This window comes from Oceanobacillus alkalisoli (genome assembly GCF_021556485.1).
Taxonomy (GTDB): domain Bacteria; phylum Bacillota; class Bacilli; order Bacillales; family Amphibacillaceae; genus Oceanobacillus; species Oceanobacillus alkalisoli.
In genome coordinates, this window is sequence record NZ_JAKGBW010000117.1 from 1 (window position 1) to 275 (window position 275).

Annotated in this window: 1 pseudogene; it reads right to left on the reverse strand. The window is 38.9% G+C overall.

Annotated features, from left to right (window positions below):
* A pseudogene (locus tag LZD48_RS18610) lies at positions 1–275 on the reverse strand (IS5/IS1182 family transposase); the annotation flags it as partial.

A 275-nucleotide genomic window follows, 5' to 3' on the forward strand; every position in this document is an offset into this window, starting at 1 on the left:
GATGGTTTCATCAAATTCATAGGTTGCTTTCCGAACAGCTTTTGCTTGTTCATTTAAATATTGAGCCGCAGATCTGGAACGATAACGGGAATGGGAGTGTGTAGAATCGACAATTAAAGCTGCTTTGGTTTCAATCAACCCTTGTTCAATTGCGATTTCAGTTGTTTTTTCGATCAGTAAATCCAGTAGATTAATGTCTTTCAAGCGTAACTTGCGAAAATGAGTTAAGGAACTCGAATCAATAACGGAAGCTTCTGGAGCCATCCCCAAGAAAT